This window comes from Azospirillum brasilense (genome assembly GCF_001315015.1).
GTDB lineage: Bacteria > Pseudomonadota > Alphaproteobacteria > Azospirillales > Azospirillaceae > Azospirillum > Azospirillum brasilense.
The window spans coordinates 629572-652622 of the sequence record NZ_CP012916.1; the positions used below are offsets into that span (position 1 = coordinate 629572).

Annotated in this window: 15 protein-coding genes; 12 read left to right on the top strand and 3 right to left on the bottom strand. The window is 69.0% G+C overall.

The features are described from left to right. Nucleotides 1-104: 104 nt before the first annotated feature. Nucleotides 105-356 (bottom strand): hypothetical protein, encoded by a 252-nt coding sequence (locus tag AMK58_RS24135; protein WP_035671785.1) that lies wholly within the window; start codon nt 354-356, stop codon nt 105-107. Between the two features lie 517 nt (nt 357-873). Here AMK58_RS24135 and AMK58_RS24140 point away from each other — a divergent pair. The 4 genes from AMK58_RS24140 (at nt 874) to AMK58_RS24155 (ending at nt 6704) form a co-directional block, all read left to right on the top strand. Continuing rightward, nucleotides 874-2775, top strand: a complete 1902-nt coding sequence (locus tag AMK58_RS24140) for a tetratricopeptide repeat protein (protein WP_059399540.1) — start codon at nt 874-876, stop codon at nt 2773-2775. 122 nt (nt 2776-2897) lie between these two features. After that, nucleotides 2898-3305: an EF-hand domain-containing protein gene (locus tag AMK58_RS24145; protein ID WP_051140768.1), complete on the top strand. Its 408-nt coding sequence runs from the start codon at nt 2898-2900 to the stop codon at nt 3303-3305. 126 nt (nt 3306-3431) lie between these two features. Then, complete coding sequence (locus tag AMK58_RS24150; protein WP_051140767.1) at nt 3432-4577, top strand: THUMP domain-containing class I SAM-dependent RNA methyltransferase; 1146 nt, start codon at nt 3432-3434, stop codon at nt 4575-4577. Between the two features lie 27 nt (nt 4578-4604). Beyond that, entirely contained in the window at nt 4605-6704 is a 2100-nt protein-coding gene (locus AMK58_RS24155) for a molybdopterin-containing oxidoreductase family protein (protein ID WP_059399541.1), read from the top strand. A gap of 52 nt (nt 6705-6756) precedes the next feature. Here the strand turns inward: AMK58_RS24155 and AMK58_RS24160 are convergent, their stop codons facing one another. Continuing rightward, entirely contained in the window at nt 6757-7437 is a 681-nt protein-coding gene (locus AMK58_RS24160; protein ID WP_051140766.1) for an FkbM family methyltransferase, read from the bottom strand. A 227-nt stretch (nt 7438-7664) separates the two neighbouring features. On the opposite strand from AMK58_RS24160, the gene AMK58_RS24165 reads away from it, so the two are divergent. From AMK58_RS24165 to AMK58_RS24175, 3 genes are read left to right on the top strand one after another with little or no spacing between them, the layout of a single operon-like run. Next, the gene (locus AMK58_RS24165; RefSeq protein WP_236778317.1) at nt 7665-8831 is read left to right on the top strand and encodes an OpgC family protein; all 1167 of its coding nucleotides are present in this window, start codon (nt 7665-7667) and stop codon (nt 8829-8831) included. After that, the gene (locus AMK58_RS24170) at nt 8828-9595 is read left to right on the top strand and encodes an SGNH/GDSL hydrolase family protein (RefSeq protein ID WP_051140764.1); all 768 of its coding nucleotides are present in this window, start codon (nt 8828-8830) and stop codon (nt 9593-9595) included. Before AMK58_RS24165 ends, AMK58_RS24170 begins: the two co-directional genes overlap by 4 nt. Further along, nucleotides 9592-10407 carry an SGNH/GDSL hydrolase family protein gene (locus AMK58_RS24175; RefSeq protein WP_035680505.1) on the top strand — a complete coding sequence of 272 codons (816 nt, stop codon included), beginning with the start codon at nt 9592-9594 and terminating at the stop codon, nt 10405-10407. Before AMK58_RS24170 ends, AMK58_RS24175 begins: the two co-directional genes overlap by 4 nt. 76 nt (nt 10408-10483) lie before the next feature. Here AMK58_RS24175 and AMK58_RS24180 read toward each other — a convergent pair whose 3' ends face one another. Further along, entirely contained in the window at nt 10484-11977 is a 1494-nt protein-coding gene (locus tag AMK58_RS24180) for an acetyl-CoA hydrolase/transferase family protein (RefSeq protein WP_035680502.1), read from the bottom strand. A 281-nt stretch (nt 11978-12258) separates the two neighbouring features. Between AMK58_RS24180 and AMK58_RS24185 the strand changes: the two genes are divergently transcribed. The 5 genes from AMK58_RS24185 to AMK58_RS24205 all read left to right on the top strand — a co-directional run bounded on the left by AMK58_RS24185 (nt 12259) and on the right by AMK58_RS24205 (nt 23007). Beyond that, nucleotides 12259-13428, top strand: coding sequence for a pyridoxal phosphate-dependent aminotransferase (locus AMK58_RS24185; protein WP_059399542.1), 1170 nt, complete (start codon nt 12259-12261; stop codon nt 13426-13428). Nucleotides 13429-13719: 291 nt separating this feature from the next. After that, nucleotides 13720-15072: an MdtA/MuxA family multidrug efflux RND transporter periplasmic adaptor subunit gene (locus tag AMK58_RS24190; protein ID WP_035680221.1), complete on the top strand. Its 1353-nt coding sequence runs from the start codon at nt 13720-13722 to the stop codon at nt 15070-15072. Nucleotides 15073-15087: 15 nt separating this feature from the next. Beyond that, nucleotides 15088-18189: an MdtB/MuxB family multidrug efflux RND transporter permease subunit gene (locus tag AMK58_RS24195; RefSeq protein WP_059399543.1), complete on the top strand. Its 3102-nt coding sequence runs from the start codon at nt 15088-15090 to the stop codon at nt 18187-18189. Continuing rightward, nucleotides 18186-21449, top strand: coding sequence for an efflux RND transporter permease subunit (locus tag AMK58_RS24200; RefSeq protein ID WP_059399544.1), 3264 nt, complete (start codon nt 18186-18188; stop codon nt 21447-21449). The genes AMK58_RS24195 and AMK58_RS24200 overlap by 4 nt, the downstream gene beginning before the upstream one ends. Nucleotides 21450-21519: 70 nt before the next feature. Then, nucleotides 21520-23007 (top strand): efflux transporter outer membrane subunit, encoded by a 1488-nt coding sequence (locus AMK58_RS24205; protein WP_059399545.1) that lies wholly within the window; start codon nt 21520-21522, stop codon nt 23005-23007. The last annotated feature ends 44 nt before the right edge of the window (nt 23008-23051 follow it).

Below are 23051 nucleotides of genomic sequence, written 5' to 3' on the forward strand. Positions count from 1 at the left end.
CCTTGCGGACGGGTGTTGGGTGTGATCCGTGACGGGACTGGCGGTTCATTGGCAGAAACGGCGAACAGACTTGACGACAGACCCGGCGGCAGTCCGGCGGATGGTCATACACCATCGATCCGGTTCTGGAGTTCGAGCAGGATTTCCTGTTCGAGGTCCGCGATGAGGACGCGGCACGCGGCGGTGCGTTTCGAGCGTCGCCCGCTGTTCGATGCCTCCCACCCCCGCAGAATCTCGACGGCCTCGCCATAGTCCTCACAGAGACTGCGAAAGAACCGATTGTCGGCGCTGTGTTGTTTGATCATCCCCGCCAAGTCCGGGAATCGCTCCACGACGTGCCGTAGCTTATCCGACATGGGCGAGTCTCCCCGGTTCTGGAAGAGCGCCGGGGGGCCTGCCTCGTTCCGGACTTTGCTCTTGACCAACCTGCACCGGATCGTCCACCGCCTTGAAGGGTGAAACGGTTGGCTTTGATACCGTAACAGGCAGAAAGAGCAGCTTTGTGCGCTTCACGAAAAAGGTAAGGGCTATCATTCCGGAGGAAGTAATGAAGCCAGGGCGTGGGCGTGAAGCGGCTATACCGTCAGTGAGTGTTCCAGTCTCCATTTCATAGGAATAAACTGCGCACTGCCCTTGTCCGGCATGGGTTTCTGCAATGATCGCGTCCACCGCTCATGCGCGGAAACTTGATTTACATTCGAACAAATTTTCTAGATGTTGTATCGTGCGCCTCGTGATCATGACGTCTACAGCTTCCAGTGTCTGGCCCCAGCGCCTGGCTATGTAGACCGTCCCGGCATGGACCGCATGGTGTAGCAACCCCTTGCCCTGTGGGCATGGCTGCCGGATGGACTTAACGGAAGGAGGGCGCTCGTGCTTCACGCCTCCGACGAACCGCAGGCCACTGATTTACCAGCCTCCACCATCACGGCACCGCTCATCGATGCCGCGTTGGCGCGCGTGCTGGCCAGCCGCAGCCTGCGTGGGTCCGCCCGTGGCCGCCGCTTTCTGCAATTCATCGTGCAGGAGGCTCTGGCCGGGCGCGCCAACCGCATCAAGGCCTACACCATCGCCATGGACGTGTTCGACCGCGACGCCAGCTTCGACCCGCTGCTCGACCCGGTGGTCCGCATCCAGGCCGGCCGCCTTCGCCGCGCACTGGAGCATTATTATCTGACCGAAGGCGCCGCCGACCCCCTGCGCATCGCCATTCCCAAAGGCGGCTACGTCCCCCAGTTCTCCCTGGTGCCGGTCACGGCCGGGGCCGACCTTCCGGACGAAATCTCCGGTCCGGCATCCGTGCCACCCCGTGCGAGGCTGACTCTGCCCCGCGCGTCGCTGATCCTTGGACGCCGCATCGACCGCCCGTTCCGCTGGCTGGCCATCGCGGCCGCAGTCATGAGTCTGGCCCTCTTGCTTCTGGCCGTAGCCGGTCTGGAACTCGTCGCCGGGTGGCGCGGCGTCGCTCCCGACCCGTCGAGGAGCGCTCTGGAGGGAGCCACGGCGCCGGCCGCGCCACAACGAGCGGTGCGCGGTCCGGCCCTGTTGGTTCTGCCGTTCACCAACGGCTCCGGCGACCCGACGCTCGACCTCGTCGCCAACGGCATCACCGAGGATCTCGTCGCGGCACTCATCCGCTTCGACGATTTTCTGGTCTTCGGCGCCGACACCAGCTTCCGCTACCCTTCGGCGCCGGCGTTGCGCGAAGCCGTCCCGACCAGCCATGTCGACTATCTTTTGAAGGGCAGCGTCGCTCAAACCGGTGACTACATCCAAGTGACGGCCACGCTGATCGCGGCCAAGGACCATCGCTACCTGTGGTCGGACAGCTTCCGTCGCGCCGTCACGCCGGCCAAGCTGCTGGACCTGCGCCATGACATCGCCGTTCAGGTCGCCCGCACCCTGGCGCAATCGGACGGCGTGATCGAGCGCGAAGAGGCGCGGTTGAGCGACCGGCACGCGCCACAGGATCTGTCGTCCTATGCCTGCCTTCTGCGCGCCCGTCAGTATTGGCGCCAACTCAGCCTCGTCCTCCACGCCGAGGTCCGGGATTGCCTTGAACGGACAACCAGGAGCGACCCTGGTTATCCGGAAGCCTGGGCGGCGCTCGCCATGGTCACCATCGACGAAGCCCGGCTCGGCTTCAACCCCCGTCCGTCCCGCCCAAACCCGATCGATGACGGACTGCAATTGGCCGAGCGCGCGGTGACGCTCGCTCCGGACAGCGCGTTGTCCCATCAGGCGCTCGGGCTTGCCTGGTGGCTGCGCAGAGAGCCCCAGCGCAGCATCGCCGCGTATGAGCAGGCGCTCGCGCTCAACCCGAACGACAGCGCGATCCTCGCCGACCTGGGGCGCTGCTACAGCTTGACCGGCGAGTGGGAGCGCGGAATTCCTCTGATCCGCGAAGCCTTCACCCGCAACCCGGCGCAGCCAAGCTGGTACCGCATCGTAATCGCCACCTATCATTACGTGAATGGTCGCTATGACGACGCGCTTGAGGAGATGCGACGGGCCAATCTGGGGCGGGAGGTCATCCTCGGCCACGTTGCGCTGGCGATGATACACGGCCAGACCGGAAACCGGGCCGAGGCGGCAAAAGCGGTTTCCGAGATCCTGCGGCTCGACCCGAACTTCCCGGTCAAGGCGATCTCCGAATTCGAACGCCGCAACATCCACCCGGACATCATCGTCCGGATCGTTGATGGCTTGCGCAAGGCCGGTCTTGCCATTCCTCCGTCGCAGACGGCCGACGGCGAGAGGCTCCGAACACAGTGATGCAACGCGTCGTTACCGTAGCATTCGTGAAAGCGGCCGTACGCTACGCCTGAAATGATGCCGGCTTGCGGCCCGATACCAGAAAGAAGCAAAGCATCCCGGATTGAAAGGGGAGATCGACCATGGCCGCGAAGGCGCGAGGGGCGTTCACGTTGATTGTGGCTCTGGCGGCGCTCACACACAGTGCAGCGACCGCAGCGGCGGCTTCCGTTGAGAACACACGCGACGCCAGGATCTTCGAACTTCTCGACGACGATCAGGACGGCAAAGTCTCCATGATGGAGTTCAAGAACAACCAAATGTTGGTGTTCTACATTCTGGATCGCAACAAGGATCTTGCCTTAAGCGCCGATGAAACTTTTCTGCCGGCTAATGTGTTCGCGACCTTCGCCGGAATGGATGGCAAAATCGACACCCTTGAATTCCTTGACATCGTCGATTCCGCTTTCAAACAGGCCGACACCAATCACGATGGGTACCTTGATCGGCAGGAATTCATCACCCTGCTGAATCGTGTCCGGAACCAATGAGAAATCCAAGCTCAACCGCCTCATTCAGGCCGCTTGCTTTCCGGCGTGAATGAGCAAAGCCGCGTTGAGAGGGCCGGCGGTTAGAAAGATGTCGAAGGCGACGGGGCTTCGGGATATCTAGGGGCCATGACCAGCGACACCGCCGCCGCCGACCGTACCGGCACCGATTTCGAGATCTTCATCGTCACCGCGCCGGGCCTGGAATCCGTGCTCTGCGCGGAGGTGAAGGCCAAGGGCTTCCGCGACGCCACCGCCATCAAGGGCGGCGTCACCATCCGCGGCGGCTGGCCGGAGGTCTGGCGGGCGAACCTGGAGCTGCGCGGGGCAACCCGCGTGCTGGCCCGCGTCGCCTCCTTCCGCGCCTTCCACCTCGCCCAGCTCGACAAGCGGGCGCGCCGGGTGCCCTGGGCCGAGTTCCTGCGCCCCGACGTGCCGGTCCGCGTCGAGGCGTCCTGCAAGGGCTCGCGCATCTACCACGCCGGGGCGACCGCCCAGCGCATCGAGCGCGCCATCACCGAGGAGCTGGGCGCCCCCATCTCCGCCGAGGCCGAGGTCTCCATCAAGGCCCGCATCGACGACGACCTGTGCACCATCAGCGTCGACACGTCGGGCGAGTCCCTGCACAAGCGCGGCCACAAGGAGGAGATCCACAAGGCCCCGCTGCGCGAGACGCTGGCCGCCCTGTTCCTGCACCATTGCGGTTACGACGGGACGGAACCGGTGGTCGATCCCATGTGCGGCTCCGGCACCTTCGTCATCGAGGCGGCGGAGATCGCCGCCGGCCTGCACCCCGGACGCAGCCGCCGCTTCGCCTTCGAACAGCTCGCCTCCTTCGACGACGCGGCGTGGCAGGCGATGCGCTCCGCAGGCGGCAACGCTCAAACGCCGACGTTTCGCTTCTACGGCAGCGACCGTGACGGCGGGGCCATCGCCATGAGCCGTGCCAACGCCGAGCGCGCGGGCGTCGCCGCTTTGACGGACTTCCAGAAGCACGCGGTCAGCGACCTGATGCCTCCGCCGGAGGGTCCGCCGGGCCTCGTCATCGTCAACCCGCCCTACGGCGCGCGGATCGGCGAGAAGAAGCCGCTGTTCGCCCTCTACGGCGCGCTGGGGCAGACGTTGCTGTCGCGCTTTTCCGGCTGGCGGGTCGGCCTCGTCACCAACGAGGCGTCGCTGGCCCAGACGACCGGCCTGCCCTTCCAGCCCTCCGGCCCGTCGGTGTCGCACGGCGGCCTGCGCGTGACGCTGCACAGCACCGCCGCCCTTCCCTGACCCCCTCCCGCACCCATCTGTAGACCCATGTCAAACCGCACCGCCCCCCGCCTGCACGCCTCGGCCTGCCCGCACGATTGCCCGTCCACCTGCGCGCTGGAGGTCGAGGTGCTGGACGAGCGCCGCATCGGGCGCATCCGCGGCGCCGCCGACAACAGCTACACCGCGGGGGTGATCTGCGCGAAGGTCGCCCGCTACGCCGAGCGGGTGCACCACCCCGACCGGCTGACCCAGCCGCTGCGCCGCACCGGCCCCAAGGGCTCCGGCCAGTTCGCGCCGATCTCCTGGGACGAGGCGCTGGACGTCGTCGCCGACCAGTTCCTGGAGGCCGAGCGCCGGCACGGGCCGGAGACGGTGTGGCCATACTACTACGCGGGCACCATGGGGCTGGTGCAGCGCGACGGCATCAACCGGCTGCGCCACGCCCGGCGCTGGTCGGGCTTCTTCGCCACCATCTGCACCAACCCGGCCTGGGCCGGCTGGCTGGCCGGCGCCGGCAAGCTGGCCGGGGCCGATCCGCGCGAGATGGCCAAGTCCGACCTCGTGGTGATCTGGGGCACCAACGCCGTCTCCACCCAGGTCAACGTGATGACCCACGCGGTGCGCGCCCGCAAGGAGCGCGGGGCGAAGATCGCCGTGGTCGACGTCTACCGCACCCCGACCATGGAGCAGGCGGATATTCCCCTGCTGATCCGTCCGGGCAGCGACGGGGCGCTGGCCTGCGCGGTGATGCATGTGCTGTTCCGCGACGGTCTGGCCGACCGCGCCTATCTCGCCAGCCACGCCGACGACCCCGCCGGGCTGGAGGCGCATCTCGCCACCCGGACTCCGGAATGGGCGGAGGCCATCACCGGCCTGCCGGCGGCGGAGATCGAGGACTTCGCCCGGCTGGTCGGGCGGACGCCGCGCAGCTATTTCCGGCTGGGCTACGGCTTCACCCGCTCGCGCAACGGGGCGGTGAACATGCACGCCGCCTCCTGCATCCCGGTGGTCAGCGGCGCCTGGCAGGTCGAGGGCGGCGGCGCCTTCCATTCCAACAGCGGCATCTACGGCTGGAACAAGACGCTGATCGAGGGGCTGGACCTGCGCGACCCGGCCGTGCGCATGCTCGACCAGTCGCGCATCGGCCCGATCCTGGAGGGTGACCCGGAGGCGCTGGCCGGCGGCCCGCCGGTGACGGCGCTGCTGATCCAGAACACCAACCCGGTGACCATCGCCCCCGATCAGGCGCGTGTGCGCCGCGGCTTCGCCCGCGACGACCTGTTCGTCTGCGTGCACGAGCAGTTCATGACCGAGACGGCGCGGATGGCCGACATCGTGCTGCCCGCCACCATGTTTCTGGAGCACGACGACCTCTATCAGGCGGGCGGCAACCAGCACATCCTGCTCGGGCCCAAGCTGGTCGACCCGCCCGGCGACTGCCGGCCCAACCACGCCGTCATCGGCGAGCTGGCGCGGCGGCTGGGCAGCGACTCCCACCCCGGCTTCGCCATGACCGAGCGGGAGCTGATCGACGCCACGCTGCGCGCGTCCGGCCACGGCACGCTGGTGGCGCTGGAATCCCGGCGCTTCCTCGACGTGCAGCCGAATTTCGAAGACGCGCATTTCGTGAAGGGCTTCCGCTGGCCCGACGGCAAGTTCCGCCTGAAGCCGGACTGGCCCAAGGTGCCCTACGCCGCGCCGTCCACCTTCGGCCCGGTCGATTCGATGCCGACCTTCCCCGATCATTGGGCGGTGACGGAGGAGGCCGATGACGAGCATCCCTTCCGGCTGGTCACCGCGCCGGCCCGCAACTTCCTGAACAGCAGCTTCACCGAGACCCCGACCTCCGCCGGGCGGGAGCGCCGCCCGAGCCTGATGCTTCACCCCGACGACGCGGCGGCGCTGGGCATCGCGGAGGGCGACCGGGTGGAGGCCGCCAACGGGCGCGGCGCGGTGCTGCTGCACGCGCGGCTGTTCGACGGGGTGCGGCGGGGCGTGGCCATTGCCGAATCCATCTGGCCCAACGCGGCGCACGAGGGAGGACGCGGCATCAACAGCCTGACCGGCGCCGACCCGGTGGCACCCTTCGGCGGCGCCGCCTTCCACGACAGCCATGTGCGGGTGCGCAAGGCCGACACGGCTTGAACAAGCCAGCCCACCGGGGGAAAGCCCGGCGCACGGATGGTCAACGGCGCCCCTACCCGGTCAAAGCCTCGCGCCAGGACTGGCCGGGCCCAATGACCGGCGGCAGAGTCTGCATGGGGCACGGGCGTCCTTTGGGCAGCCCCAAAAGGTTCAACGACACCACGCCGGGAAAGGCATCGTATCGATTTCCCGCGTGGTTGGCTGGGTTGTAGATTGGCACGATGTGCCACCACAGCCGGTAGCCGAGGCCCTGAAGCATGGCGATCAGATCCGCGGACTGCTCCTCCCGGTCATTCTCCAGGTAGAGCGCGGGGCGGCAGCGGGCGATGCTGCGGACCGCACCCTCGACCACCATCGCCTCCATGCCCTCCACGTCGGCCTTCAGCAGGGCCAGGAAATACCAACCCTCGGCCGAATCGGGGGCCAGCACCAGGAGGGCGGGCCGCAAGGCCGCCGCGACGTCGCTCCACCGTCGCGCGGCGGTCAGCGCCTTGGCATGGTCGACGCGGTAGGCGGCCATGCCGGGAGCCTCCCGGACGGCGAGGCCCAGCCGGTCGAGCGCAGTATCGAGGCGGTCCGTCTGGCAGGCCAGCACCCCTGCCAGATGCAAGGCGGGCGCGTTCCGCGGATCGACGTCGAGGATGCGGCTGTAGATGGTTTCGGCTTCCGCCAAGCGACCGGACGCGTGATGGTCGATCGCGATGTCGAGCGCTTCTTCAATGGTCGCCATCATGGGTCCTTCGCTTGGCCGGCGGCGGCGTGGTGCCGTCGAGCGAAACCGGTTGTGCGCGGTGATGGCACAACACGCGTTGGTCCGCATGGGGCCGTTCGTCCCGCAGCCCATGCAACAGCCCCGCCGCCGAGCCGATTGCCAAGAAGGGAACACCGTGCCACGGTGCGCCGCACACGAAATCAGAGCGGGACCAGGCGGTGGCGTCGGGCGGGATGCGCGATCTTCGGTTGGACTTCTTTCGCGGTCTGGCCCTGTGGTTCATCTTCGTGGACCACATTCCGGGCAACCAGATCGCCTGGGTGACGATGCGCAACTTCGGTCTGAGCGACGCGACCGAGGTGTTCGTCTTCATCTCCGGCTACACATCGGCGCTGGTCTATTCGCGGATACTGGACCAGCATGGCTGGCGCTTCGCGGCGGCCAAGGTGCTGGACCGCTGCTGGACGCTCTACATCGCCTATCTGTTCCTGTTCATCGCCTTCACGGCGCAGGTCGCCTACACCGCGCGGGTCTTCGACAACCCGCTGTTCACCGAGGAAATGGGCATCGCCGGCTTCTTCGCCGATCCCGCGGTATCGCTGGTGCAGGCGTTGGCGCTGAAGTTCCGACCGGCCAACCTCGACATTTTACCGCTCTACATCGTGCTGCTGCTGTCCCTCCCGGTCGTGCTGCCGGTGCTGCGGCGCTGGCCGCTGGCCCTGTTGGCCGGGTCGGTGACACTCTACACGGCGGCACGCATCCTGGACTGGAATCTGCCGACCTATCCGGACGGCGGCGTCTGGTTCTTCAACCCATTCGCCTGGCAACTCCTGTTCGTGCTGGGGGCCACCATGCAGCGGCTGCCCAAGGTCGCGGCGGCACTGACCAGGCGACGGACGGTGTTGCTGTGGCTGGCGGGGAGCTATCTGTTCGCCGCGCTGCTGCTGGTGACCTCCTGGCAGATCGCCCCGATGGCCGCGCTGATGCCGGTGTGGCTGGCGGAGATTCTCTACCCGATCAGCAAGACCGACCTCGACCTGCTGCGGTTTGCGCATTTCTGCGCGCTGGCCTACGTCGTCCTCCAGGTCGCGCGGTTCGACAGTGCGTGGCTGCGGTGGCCGGTGCTGGCCCCGGTGATCCTGTGCGGCCGGCAGTCGCTTCAGGTCTTCTGCCTGGGCATCTTCCTCTCCTTCGCCGGCCAGACGGTGCTGAACCACTGGTCAGCCTCGCTTTTGGCCCAGTTTTCGGTCACACTCGCCGGAATCGCCGTGATGGTGGCCGCCGCGCGGGTGCTGACCTGGTATCAGTCCGTGGGACGGCCGCCACGCCAACCGGCATCCGCCCCGCCCGCGGCACCCGCCGCTCCACTGGCCCCTGCCGCCCCATTGGGCCCTGCCAAGGACCCGAGCGCATGAAGCGCGCGACCGTCTTGACCCTGGCCTTCCTTGCGGGACTGACCGCACCCACCACCATTTCCGCAAGCGTCGCGCATGCGGCGTCGGAGACGCCCACCGACCCCTGCGCCGTTCCGGAAACCGTCTACACCATCGATGGCGCCCTGCCGCGCGCCTGGGAACGGCTGAAGCGCGGCGGCGCGCTGCCGATCCTGGTGCTGAATTCGGCGAGTTCGCGCCCCGACACCGCCTATCCGGTGCTGCTGGAAAAGGAGCTGGCGGCCCGGATGCCCGACCGCAAGGTCAGCGTGACCGTCCGCAACGCGCCGGGGGCGACCGCGCAGGAGATGCTGCCCGTCCTGAACCGGGAACTGGCCTCCTCATCCGCCTCCCTGCTGGTCTGGCAGGTGGGGACGGCGGACGCCATGCGGAACATCGGGCCCGACAGCTTCGGGGAGGCGTTGGGCCGCGGCATCGCGGTGGCCCAGGGGCGCGGCGCCGACGTGATCCTGATGGACATGCAATACAGCCCGCAGACGACCCAGCTCATCACTTTCCAACCCTACCTGGATTATGTGGAATGGATGTCGCAGAACAGCGACGTGGTCCATTTCCCCCGTTTCGAGATGATGCGGCATTGGTTCGAAGAGGGCCGCGTTGGCTTCGCCCCCGATTCCAAGGCGGAAAAGCTGCAGGCTTATCAGTTCGTCCACCGCTGCCTTGGCCGCATTCTGGCCGATACCGTGTCCACCATGATCGACCGCGCCGGGAGACCCGCTCCGTGATCGGCACCCAAGCCCCCCGGACCCGTGGCCGGAGGGCCGCCGTCCTCTCCGCCGCCCTTCTGTCCCTCGTCCCATTCCTCGCCGGCCTGATGGCCGGGCCCGATCCGGTGAAGGCGGCGGCCTGCGCCGTGTCCGTGCAGACCGCCGATCTCGCCGTTCCGCTGCCGCGCAGCGCGCGGGCGCTGGCCGCCGGAAGGCCGCTGCGCATCGTCGCCATCGGATCCTCCTCCACCGCCGGGGCGGGGGCCAGCAAACCGGAGCACAGCTATCCGGCGCGGCTGGCCGAACATCTGGGGGCGCGCTACCCCGGCCTCACCCTGACCGTCCTCAACAAGGGCGCCAACGGGGAAACCGGACCCGACATGCTGAAGCGATTCCCTCGCGACGTTCTGAGCGAGGCCCCCGATCTGGTGATCTGGCAAGTCGCGGCCAACACCATCCTGCGCGGCGACGATCCCGAAGCGGCGGAACAGGTAATCCGCAGCGGGGTGCGGACGCTGAAGGACGCCGGTCTGGACGTCGTGTTGATGGACCTGCAATACGCCCCGGCCATGCTGGCGAAGCCCCAGCATGAGGAGATGGAGGCCCGCATCGCCCGCGTCGCGGCGGAGGAAGGGGTTGGCCTGTTCCACCGTTACGCGGTCATGCGCCAATGGGTGGAGACGCGGCAGTCCGCCATGAGCGATCTGGTCGGGCCGGACGGCATCCACCAGAACGACTTCGGCTACGACTGCGTGGCGCGCACTTTGGCCGCCTCGCTGCACGACGCCCTCAGCCTGCGGACCGCGGGGACGGTGTCCGGACGTCCGTGAGGGTCAGCTTGGAGGCGTTTGCCCAGCCCCGCACCTTTCCCACGCCGTAGGGACGGTGCGGGGCGGAGCGGAGGCCTTAAGCCGGCTGCATGCTGCCCGTCTGCTGGTAACGCAGATGCCAGGAGAAGGCCTCCTCCAGCAGGTGCGGCGTGTGCCCCCCGCGCTGGAGCGCCCGGCGGTGATAATCCAGCGCCAGTTCGCGGTAGCTGGGATGGACGCAGTTGCGGATGATCGCCTCCGCCCGCTCGCGCGGGGCGAGGCCGCGCAGATCGGCCAGCCCGGTCTCGGTCACCAGGACATCCACGTCATGCTCGTTGTGGTCGGCGTGGGTGACCATCGGCACAACGCTGGAAATCTTCCCGTCCTTGGCCAGGGATTTCGTGACAAAGATGGCGAGATGGGCGTTGCGGGCGAAGTCGCCGGAGCCGCCGATGCCGTTCATCATCTGCGTGCCGTTGACGTGGGTCGAGTTCACGTTGCCGTAGATGTCGCACTCCAGCGCCGTGTTGATGCCGATCACGCCCAGCCGGCGGATGACCTCCGGGTGGTTGGAGATCTCCTGCGGCCGCAGCAGCAGCCGGCCCTTGTAGCTCCCGATCTTCGGCAGAACCTCCGCGTATTTCCCGGCGCTCAGCGTGATGGAGGAGCCCGACGCGAAAGTCAGCTTGCCCGCATCGAACAGCTCGAAGGTGCTGTCCTGCAGGACCTCGCTGTACATGGTCAGATCGTGGAACGGGCTGTCGATCATGCCGTGCAGCACGGCGTTGGCGATGGTCCCGATCCCGGCCTGGAGCGGATTCAGCGAGCGGCCCAGCCGGCCCTGCCGCACCTCGCGGTCAAGAAACTCGATCAGATGGCCGGCGATGTTCCGGGTTTCGCCGTCCGGCGGCAGGATGGTGGCGCTGCTGTCCTGCTTGCGCGTCACCACGATGGCCGCGATCTTCGACGGGTCGACGGGGATGTAGGGCAGGCCGGCGCGGCTCTCCGCCGTCACCACCGGGATCGGCTCGCGGAAGGGGCGGCGCGTCGGGATGTAGACGTCGTGCATTCCCTCCAGGTCGAGCGGCTGGGTCAGGTTCAGCTCGACGATGATCTTCTCCGCCAGGATGGCGAAGGTCGCAGAGTTGCCGATGGAGGTTGTGGGGACGATCCCACCCGTCTCGGTGATCGCGCAGGCCTCGATCACCGCCACATCCACCGGCCCCATCTGACGGGAGCGCAGAAGCTCCACCGTTTCCGACAGGTGCTGGTCGACGAACATCACCTCGCCGCGGTTGATCGCCTTGCGCAGCACCGGGTCGGCCTGGAACGGCAGGCGGCGGGCCAGAACCCCGGCCTCCGTCAGGATGCGGTCCACGTCGTTGCCGAGCGAGGCGCCGGTCATCAGCGTGACCTTCAACCGCTCCGTCGCGGCGCGTTCGGCCAGCGCCAGCGGCACCGCCTTGGCGTCCCCGGCGCGGGTGAAGCCGCTCATGCCGATGGTCATGCCGTCACGGATCAGCAGGGCCGCCTCTTCCGGCGTCACCACCTTACCCCACAGGGACTTCAGGCGAATACGATCGCGGTACATGGTCATCCTTTGCACGTTCTCGGGCGTTTGTTGCCTGTTGAAATTGTTCGGCAGACGATTCACTCATTCTTTTCTTTGAGGTCCGTCATAGGCCCCGTTTTCGCAGCGCTGCAATTGCCGGTCGGTCATATCAGGGTGTCCTAATGGGCATGAATGGCCGCCTTGCGCCGTCGCTCCTCAAACGCCCGGTTGTGCCCCGGCATTGCCCTGGGGCATATGGATGGGCTTCCGCCGTGACCCGTGTCCGGCCAACGGGAAAGCCTGCCAGGGAGCCTCCGCCGATGCGTTTCTCTTCCCTCACCGACCGCATCCGCGGCGACCGCGTCGCGGCTTGGGACATCCATTTCGCCGCCTGGACCGCCAAGGGGCGCGGCGAGGACGTGATCGTGCTGAGCGTCGGCGACCCGGATTTCGACACGCCCGCCCCGGTGCGCGACGCGGCCATCGCCGCCCTTCACGCCGGCGACACCCACTACACCCCGATTCCCGGCCGTCCGGAGCTGCGCGCCGCGCTGGCCCGCGACGTCGCCCGCCGCACCGGCCTGCCGGTGGAGCCGGAGAACGTCATCGTCTGCGCCGGGGCGCAGAACGGCCTGTTCAACGCCACCCTCTGCCTCGTCGAGGCGGGGGACGAGGTGCTGGTGCCGGAGCCGATGTACCTCACCTACGAGGCCTGCGTCCGCGCGTCGGGCGCCACGCTGGTCCCGGTGGCCCCGGACGCCGCCACGCTGCGGCTGGACCCGGCGGCGCTGGCCGCCGCGGTCACCCCGCGCACCCGCGCCATCTTCCTGGCGACCCCCGCCAACCCCACCGGCATCGTCATGTCGGCGGAGGAACTGGAAGCCGTCGCCGACCTCGCCCGCCGCCACGATCTGTGGGTGGTCGCCGACGAGGTCTACGCCAGCCTGACCTTCGACCGCCCCCATGTCAGCATCGCCACCCTTCCCGGCATGGCGGAGCGCACGGTGACCATCAACAGCCTGTCCAAGTCGCACGCCATGACCGGCTGGCGCGCCGGCTGGGTGGTCGCCCCGGCGCCGCTGGTCGCCCATATGGGCACGCTGGCGCTGTGCATGCTCTACGGCCTGCCGGGCTTCGTCCAGCAGGCGGCGCTGGTCGCCGTCGAGCAGGGCGACGAGGCGGTGGCGTCGATGCGCGAGGGCTACCGCCGCCGCCGCGACATCGCGCTGGAAGCGCTCGGCTCCGTTCCCGGCCTGCGCTGCCTGAAGCCGGAGGCCGGCATGTTCATGCTGGTGGACGTGCGCGGCACCGGCCTGCCGACCATGGAGTTCGCGTGGCGGCTGTTCCGCGAGACCGGCGTGTCGGTGCTCGACGCCGGCGCCTTCGGCCCGGCGGCGGCGGGCTGCGTCCGCCTGTCCTTCGCGGTCGGCGAGGCGGAGCTTGCGGAGGCCTGCCGCCGCATCGCCGCCTTTGTGACGGGATTGGCGTGACGTAACCCTCTCCCCGGAGGGGAGAGGGTGGCCCGCAGGGCCGGTGAGGGGGTTGCGCGTGGCGGAACGTCCGGCATAAGCGCAACCCCCTCACCCTAACCCTCTCCCCGGAGGGGAGAGGGGACTCTCGACGGCCCCTCGACGCTGTTACCGAGCGTTACAAATCTAATCCCTTCTGGACATATTTTGCGCGCGACGCCGTGATAGCGTCCCGCCGGGATCAGGGCCGGGCCATCGGCACCCCTCCCGACGCGACTTTCCGGACGACGCCCGCAGGCGATGAAGGACCCGATGGATTTGGACACGCCCCTGAAACCGCCGCCCGCGCCCGGGCCGGACAGTCCCGCGACGGCAGCGCCGGAGGCCCGCCGGGACCGGACGGCTCCCGAGGCCCAGCGGACCGACGCGCCCAGACGCCGCTCGATCTTGGGACGGGTGCTGGCGTGGCTGGTGGTGCTGGCGCTGATCGGCGGCGGGGTGTGGTGGTTCGCCTTCCGCCCGGCGCCCGAGATGGCGACCCGTGGCGGCCCCGGCGGGTTCCGGCCCGGCATGCCGACCGCCTCGCCGGTGGTGACCGCCACGGTGGAGAAGGGCGACATGCCGATCCGGCTGAATGGGCTCGGCACCGTCTCCTCGCTCGCCACGGTCACGGTGCGCCCGCAGGTCGGCGGCCAGCTCACCCAGGTTGCCTTCACCGAGGGGCAGGCCGTGCAGAAGGGCGACTTCCTGGCGGAGGTGGACCCGCGGCCCTTTCAGCTCGCCGTCGAGCAGGCCGAAGCCCAGCTGCTGCGCGATCAGGCGCTGCTGAAGAACGCCCGGCTGGACCTGGAGCGCTACCGCCTGCTGGTCAAGCAGGATTCCATCGCCAAGCAGCAGCGCGACACCCAGGAATCGCTGGTCCAGCAGTATGAGGGCACGGTGAAGGCCGATCAGGTGGCGGTGGAGAATGCCAAGCTGAACCTGTCCTACACCCGCATCACCGCGCCCGTGTCGGGCCGCGCCGGGCTGCGGCTGGTCGATCCCGGCAACTACGTCACCGCGGGCGAGGCCGGCGGCATCGTCGTCATCACCCAGGTGCAGCCGATCTCCGTCCTGTTCACCCTGCCGGAGGACAACATTCCGGCGATCATGGCCCGGCTGCGCGACGGGGCACACCTGCCAGTGACCGCTTACGACCGGACGCGCGACCGCGTGCTGGCGACCGGCACGCTGACCACGGTGGACAACCAGATCGACGTGACCACCGGCACGGTGAAGCTGCGCGCCCAGTTCGACAACGCCGACCAGTCGCTGTTCCCCAACCAGTTCGTCAACGTCCAGCTTCTGGTGGACACGCTGGCCGGTGTACCGATGGTCCCGGTGGCAGCGGTGCAGCGTGGGGCACCCGGCACCTACGTCTATGTGGTGAACGGCGAGGACAGCACGGCCTCGGTCCGCCCGGTGACGCTGGGCGCCAGCGACGGGGCGAAGACCGTCATCACACAGGGCGTGCAGCCCGGCGAGACGGTGGTGATCCAGGGCGCCGACCGGCTGCGCGAGGGCGCCAAGGTCGCGGCGACCGACGGCTCGGCCCAGCCAACCGCCCCCGCCCCGTCCAGCGAGGGACCGCGCCCGCAGCGCCGCCCCCAGCGCAACGCGTCGTAACGCGCGCCTGTCGCCATGAACATCTCCCACCCCTTCGTCGTCCGCCCGGTCGCCACCTCGCTGCTGATGCTGGCGATCCTGCTGGTGGGGGCGGTGTCCTACCGCTTCCTGCCGCTGTCGGCGCTGCCGGCGGTGGAATACCCGACGATCCAGGTCCAGACCTTCTTCCCCGGCGCCAGCCCGGAGGTGATGACCTCCTCGGTCACCGCCCCGCTGGAGCGCCAGCTCGGCCAGATGCCGGGGCTGGTCCAGATGTCCTCGGTCAGCGCCGCCGGGGCGTCGGTCATCACACTCCAGTTCGGGCTGGAACTCAGCATCGACATCGCGGAGCAGGAGGTGCAGGCGGCCATCAACGCCGCCGGCAACCTGCTGCCCTCCGACCTGCCCGCCCCGCCGATCTACGCCAAGGTCAACCCGGCCGACGCGCCGATCCTGACTCTGGCCCTGACCTCCAAGACGCTGCCGCTGACCCAGGTGCAGGACCTCGCCGACAGCCGCTTCGCGCAGAAGCTGTCGCAGCTTCCCGGCGTCGGTCTGGTCAGCCTCAGCGGCGGGCACCGGCCGGCGGTGCGCATCCGCGCCAACGTCCAGGCGCTGGCCGCCTATGGCCTGAACATCGACGACCTGCGCAGCACCATCAACACGGCCAACGTCAACTCGCCCAAGGGCACCATCGACGGGCCGACCCGCAACTACACCATCAACGCCAACGACCAGCTCCGCCGGGCCGACGAGTACAAGGACCTCGTCGTCGCCTACCGCAGCGGCGCCCCGGTCCGCCTGTCCGACATCGCCGAGGTGCTGGACAGCGCCGAGAACACCCGGCTGGGCGCCTGGATGAACGACACGCCGGCCATCCTCCTGAACATCCAGCGCCAGCCCGGCGCCAACGTGATCGAGGTGGTGGACCGGGTGAAGGAGATGCTGCCCAACCTGACCGCCGCCCTGCCCGGCTCGGTCGATGTCGCCGTGCTGACCGACCGCACCGTGACCATCCGCGCCTCCGTCGAGGACGTGCAGATGGAGATGATGGTGGCCATGGGGCTGGTGGTGCTGGTCATCTTCCTGTTCCTGCGCAACATCCCGGCGACGATCATCCCCAGCCTGTCGGTGCCGCTCTCGCTGGTCGGCACCTTCGCGGTGATGTATCTGGCGGGCTTCAGCCTGAACAACCTGTCCTTGATGGCGCTGACCGTCGCGACCGGCTTCGTCGTCGACGACGCCATCGTGATGATCGAGAACATCGCCCGCCATGTCGAGCGCGGGGAGCCACCGCTCCAGGCCGCGCTGAAGGGGTCGAAGCAGATCGGCTTCACCATCGTGTCGCTGACCGTCTCGCTGATCGCGGTGCTGATCCCGCTGCTGTTCATGGGCGACGTGGTGGGCCGGCTGTTCCGCGAGTTCGCCATCACGCTGGCCGTCACCATCCTGATCTCCGCCGTCGTCTCGCTGACGCTGGTGCCGATGCTCTGCGCCAAGCTGCTGCGCCACCGCGAGCCGCGCGAGATGTCCGCCATCGCGCGGCGCAGCGAGGCGTGGTTCGACGCGGTGATCGCCGGCTACGCCCGCACGCTGCGCTGGGTGCTGGACCGCCAGGGGGCGACGCTTCTGGTCGCCGTGGGCACGCTGGCGCTGACGGTGGTGCTCTACACGGCCATTCCCAAGGGCTTCTTCCCGGCGCAGGACACGGGCCTGATCCAGGGCGTGACGGAGGCCACCCAGTCCGTCTCCTACGCCGCCATGGCGGAGCGGCAGCGGGCGCTGGCGGTGGAGGTGCTGAAGGACCCGGACGTGGTCAGCCTGTCCTCCTTCATCGGGGTGGACGGCAGCAACACCACCATGAACAGCGGCCGCCTCCTCATCAACCTGAAGCCGAAGGAGCAGCGGACGGACCATGTGGCCGACATCATCCGCCGCATCCGCCACAACACCGCCGCCGTCCCCGGAATCGAGCTGTTCATGCAGCCGGTGCAGGACCTGACCATCGACGCCACGGTCAGCCGCACCCAGTACCAGTTCGTGCTTGAGGACGCGAATCCCGAGGAGCTGCGCGTCTGGGCGCCGAGGCTGATCGACCGGCTGGCCGCGGTTCCGGAGATCACCGACGTCACCAGCAACCTTCAGGAGAAGGGGCTGTCGGCCTCCATCACCATCGACCGCGACACCGCCGCGCGCTACGGCGTCACCACGGCGGCCATCGACAACGCGCTGTACGACTCCTTCGGCCAGCGCATCGTCTCCACCATCTTCACCCAGGCCAACCAGTTCCGCGTGATCCTGGAGGCCGACCCCGACCGCATGACGGTCGACCAGCTGCTCACCTCCATCCATCTGCCCTCGGCGGGCGGCGGGCAGGTGCCGCTGGCCGCCTTCGCGCGGATGGAGGTGCGCAACGCGCCGCTCCAGATCAACCACTTCGGGCAGTTCCCGGCGGTCACCGTCTCCTTCAACCTCGCGCCGGGGGTCTCGCTGGGCGCCGCGGTCAAGGCCATCGAGGCGGCGGAACAGGAACTCGGCCTGCCGGCCAGCGTGCTGACCCGCTTCCAGGGCGCGGCCCTGGCCTTCCAGGCGTCGCTGGGCAACCAGCTCCTGCTGATCCTGGCCGCCATCGTCACGATGTACATCGTGCTGGGCGTCCTCTACGAGAGCTACATCCACCCGATCACGATCCTCTCCACCCTGCCCTCGGCGGGGGTGGGGGCGCTGATCGCGCTGATGCTGGCCGGGCACGACCTGGACATCATCGCCATCATCGGCATCATCCTGCTGATCGGCATCGTGAAGAAGAACGCGATCATGATGATCGACTTCGCGCTCGACGCCGAGCGGGAGGAGGGCAAGCCCCCGCGCGAGGCGATCTATCAGGCCTGCCTGCTGCGCTTCCGCCCGATCCTGATGACCACCATGGCGGCGCTGCTCGGCGCCCTGCCGCTGATGCTCGGCACCGGCACGGGGTCGGAACTGCGCCAGCCGATGGGCGTGTCCATCGTCGGCGGGCTGATCCTCAGCCAGCTTCTGACCCTCTACACCACGCCGGTGATCTATCTGGCCTTCGACCGGCTGGCCGCGCGCCTGCGCGGGCGTCCCGACGGGCGGACGGAAGGGGCCGCGCGATGAGCTGGGCCGCCAACCTGTCGGCGCCCTTCATCCGGCGGCCGGTGGCGACGACCCTGCTGACGCTCGGGCTGGCGCTGGCCGGGGCGCTGGGTTTCGTCGGGCTGCCGGTGTCGCCGCTGCCGCAGGTGGATTTCCCGACCATCTCGGTCACCGCCTCGATGCCCGGCGCCAGCCCGGAAACCATGGCGGCCAGCGTCGCGACGCCGCTGGAACGGCATCTGGCGCAGATCGCCGACGTGACGGAGATGACCTCCTCCAGCTCCGCCGGATCGACGCGCATCACGCTCCAGTTCGGCCTGAACCGCGACATCGACGGCGCGGGGCGGGAGGTGCAGGCGGCTATCAACGCCGCCCGCGCCGACCTGCCGTCCAGCCTGCGCAGCAACCCGACCTACCGCAAGGTCAACCCCGCCGACGCCCCGATCATGATCCTGACCATGACCTCGGCGACGCTCAGCCAGGGGCAGCTCTACGATTCCGCGGCGACCGTGCTCCAGCAGAAGCTGTCGCAGGTCGAGGGCATCGGGCAGGTCAGCATCGGCGGCAGCTCGCTGCCCGCCGTGCGGGTGGAGCTGAACCCGCGCGCCCTGTTCCAGTACGGCATCGGGCTGGAGGATGTGCGCGCCGCCATCGCGTCCGCCAACGCCAACGCCCCCAAGGGGGCCGTCGAGGACGGGGAGCTGCGCTTCCAGATCTACACCAACGACCAAGCCCGCAAGGCGGAGGAGTACCGGTCGCTGGTCATCGCCTACCGCAACGGGGCGGCGGTCCGCCTGTCCGACGTGGCCGAGGTGTCGGACAGCGTGGAGGATCTGCGCAACGCCGGCATCACCAACGGCAAGCCGTCGGTCCTGCTGATGCTGAACCGCCAGCCGGCGGCCAACATCATCGAGACGGTGGACCGGGTGAAGGCCATGCTGCCGGAGCTTCGCGCCTCCATCCCCGCCGACATCGACCTGTCGGTCTCCAGCGACCGCACCACGACCATCCGCGCCTCGCTGGCCGAGGTGGAGCACACGCTCATCATCGCGGTCGGGCTGGTGGTGATGGTGGTGTTCCTGTTCCTGCGCAACGCGCGGGCGGCGCTGATCCCCAGCGTGGTGGTGCCGGTGTCGCTGGTCGCCACCTTCGGCGCCATGTATCTGCTCGGCTACAGCCTGAACAACCTGTCGCTGATGGCGCTGACCATCGCCACCGGCTTCGTGGTGGACGACGCCATCGTCGTGCTGGAGAACATCGCCCGCCACATCGAGAACGGCATGTCCCGCACCCAGGCGGCGCTGCGCGGCGCGCGGGAGGTCGGCTTCACCGTCCTGTCGATGAGCGTGTCTCTGGTCGCCGTCTTCATCCCGATCCTGCTGATGGGCGGCATCGTCGGGCGCCTGTTCCGCGAATTCGCCCTGACCCTGTCCATCGCCATCCTGGTCTCGATGGTCATCAGCCTGACCACCACGCCGATGATGTGCGCCGTCCTGCTGCGCGAGCCGCGCAAGGCGAAGGAGCCGGGCCGCGCCGTGGCCGCGCTGCGCCGCTTCGGGACGCGGATCGGCGGGGGCACGCTGCGCCTCTACGACCGGACGCTGACGGCGGCGCTCGACAACAGCCTGCTGACCATGGTGGTCTTCGCGGCGACCGTGGCGCTCAGCGTCCATCTCTTCACGATCATCCCCAAGGGCTTCTTCCCGCAACAGGACACCGGCCGGCTGATCGGCTTCGTCGTGGCGGACCAGAGCACCTCCTTCGCGCTGATGAAGGAGAAGATGGAGCGCTTCGTGGCGCTGGTGCAGGCCGACCCGGCGGTGGACACGGTGGTCGGCTACACCGGCGGCAGCCGGACCAACAGCGGCTTCATGGCCGTGTCGCTGAAGCCGCTGGCGCAGCGCGACGTGACGGCGGACGCGGTGATCGCCCGGCTGCGCACCCAGCTCACCCAGGTCCCCGGCGCGAACCTGTACCTGTCGGTCATGCAGGACTTGCGGGCGGGGGCGCGGCAGGCCAACGCCAACTACCAGTTCACGCTGCAGGGCGACACGCTGGACGAGCTGCAGACCTGGGCGCCCCGCCTGACCCAGGCGCTCCAGCAGGTGCCGGAGCTGACGGAGGTGAACTCCGACCAGCAGCAGCGCGGGCTGGCGCTGGAGGTGACGGTGGACCGCGACGCCGCGGCGCGGCTGGGCCTGTCCTTCAATCAGATCAACAACACGCTCTACGACGCCTTCGGCCAGCGCTCCGCCTCGACCATCTACAACCCGCTGAACCAGTACCGCGTCATCATGGAGGTCGCCCCCCGGTACCGCGAGGACCCGGAGATGATGAAGGACATCCTCATCAGCAAATCCGGCGGGGCGGTCAGCGGGACCCAGGCGACCAGCGCCATCGCCGGGGCGGCTACGGCCGACACCGAGGCCGCGCGCAACCAGCGCATCAACCAGATCGCCACAACCGGCCGCACCGCCGCCTCCACCGGGTCGGCGCTCAGCACGGGGGTGGAGACGATGGTGCCGCTTTCGGCCATCGCCCGCGTCTCGCTGGAGAACACGCCGCTGTCGGTGAACCATCAGGGGCCGTTCGTCGCCACCACCCTCTCCTTCAACCTCGCCCCCGGCGTCTCGCTGGGCGAGGGGCTGGCCGTCATCCGCCACACCATGGACCGGATCGGCGTGCCGACCACCATCCAGGGCAGCTTCCAGGGCACCGCGAGGGTGTTCCAGCAGTCGATCGGCGACCAGCCGGTGCTGATTCTGGCGGCGCTGCTGGCCGTCTACATCGTCCTGGGCGTGCTCTACGAGAGCTACATCCACCCGCTGACCATCCTGTCCACCCTGCCCTCCGCCGGGGTGGGGGCTCTGGTCGCGCTGATGGCGCTGGACAAGGAGCTGAGCATCATCGCGCTGATCGGCGTCATCCTGCTGATCGGCATCGTCAAGAAGAACGCGATCATGATGATCGACGTGGCGCTGGAGGCGGAGCGGAGCGAGGGGCTGGACCCGCGCACCGCGATCCACCGCGCCTGCCTGTTGCGCTTCCGCCCGATCATGATGACCACGGTCGCCGCCCTGCTGGGCGCCCTGCCGCTGGCGCTCGGCTCCGGCGACGGCGCGGAACTGCGCCAGCCGCTGGGCATCGCCATCGTCGGTGGTCTGGTGGTCAGCCAGATGCTGACCCTCTACACGACCCCGGTCACCTACCTGTACCTCGACCGCTTCCGGCTGTGGTGCCGGCGGCGCTGGCGGCGCCCCGAGGCGGGGGTCGCGGCATGATGGAGGCTTTCGGCCATAATAACCCTCTCCCCAGAGGGGAGAGGGGATTTGTCCTTTGGATGGGCCTGACATGACGACGATCTTCGGGCGGCGCGCCCGTCTCCTGGGCACGGCGCTCGGCACCCTCACCCTGCTGTCGGCCTGCGCGGTGGGGCCGGATTACGAGCGGCCATCCGTCGCCGTGCCGCCGGCCTACAAGGAAGGCGGCATCACCCCCGTGGCCTTCGCTCCCCCTGTCCCGCGCGACGACGGCTGGCGCCCCGCCGCCCCCGGACAGGCGGAGGCCGGGCCCTGGTGGACCGTCTTCAACGATCCGGTGCTGGACGGGCTGATGCGCCGGGTGGAGGTCGACAACCAGAGCCTGAAGGCGGCGGAGGCCGCCTACCGGCAGGCCAAGGCGCTGTCGGATCAGGCCCGCTCCGCCTTTTTCCCCGTCCTGTCCATCAGCGGCGGGGCGGACCGGGTGGGACGCGTCGGGTCGGGTGACCGCGCCACCTCCGGCACCGGCACCGGCATCAGCCGCAGCGGAACCCCGCTGACCACCTACGACGCCGGGTTGGGGGCGAGCTGGGCGCCGGACCTCTGGGGCCGCATCCGCCGCTCGGTGGAAAGCAACGACGCCAACCTCCAGGCCAGCGCCGCCGACCTCGCTGCCGCCCGCCTGTCGGCGCAGGCGCAGTTCGCCACCGCCTACGTCCAGTTCCGCGTGGCGGACGAGCGCAAGGCGCTGCTGGAGCGGGCCATCGCCGCCTACCGCCAGTCGCTGGAGATCGCCCGCAACCGCCACGCCGTGGGCACGGCGACCCTGGCCGACGTCTTCACCGCCGAGACCCAGGTCCGCTCCACCGAGTCGCAGTTGGTGGCGCTGGGGGTGCAGCGCGCCCAGTTCGAGCACGCCATGGCGGTTCTGGTCGGGCAGGCGCCCGCCGCCTTCGTGCTGGCCCCGGCGCCTCTGACCGCGGCGGTCCCGGCGATCCCACCCGGCGTCCCCTCCGCCCTTCTGGAACGCCGCCCGGACATCGCCGCGGCGGAGCGGCAGATGGCCCAGGCCAACGCCCAGATCGGCATCGCGGAGTCGGCCTGGTACCCGGACGTCGTGCTGTCCGGCTCCCTCACCAACAGCGCGACGATCCTGCCGCGGCTGCTCCAGGCGCCGACGGCGCTCTGGGCAGTCGGGGCGCAAGTCGCCCAGACTCTGTTCGACGGCGGCACGCGGACGGCCGAGGTGGAACTGCGCCGCGCCGTCTTCGACCAGACCGTGGCGCAGTACCGCCAGACCGTGCTGACCGCCTTCCAGGAGGTCGAGGACCAGCTCGCCGCCCAGCGCATCCTGGCCCAGCAGGCCGCCGTGCAGGACGACGCGGTGCGGCTGGCGCGCGAGGCGGAGCGGCTGACCCTGAACCAGTACCGGGCCGGCACCCTGCCCTACAGCAGCGTCCTGACCGCCCAGACCGCCGCCCTGTCGGACGAGGAAAGCGCCCTGTCGGTGCGGCAGAGCCGCCTGCTGGCTGCCGTCTCGCTTCTCCAGGCGTTGGGGGGCACTCCGCCGAATTTTTAATCCGGGGAAAGGCCGGGCTACCCCTTCGGACTCCGCATCGGAAG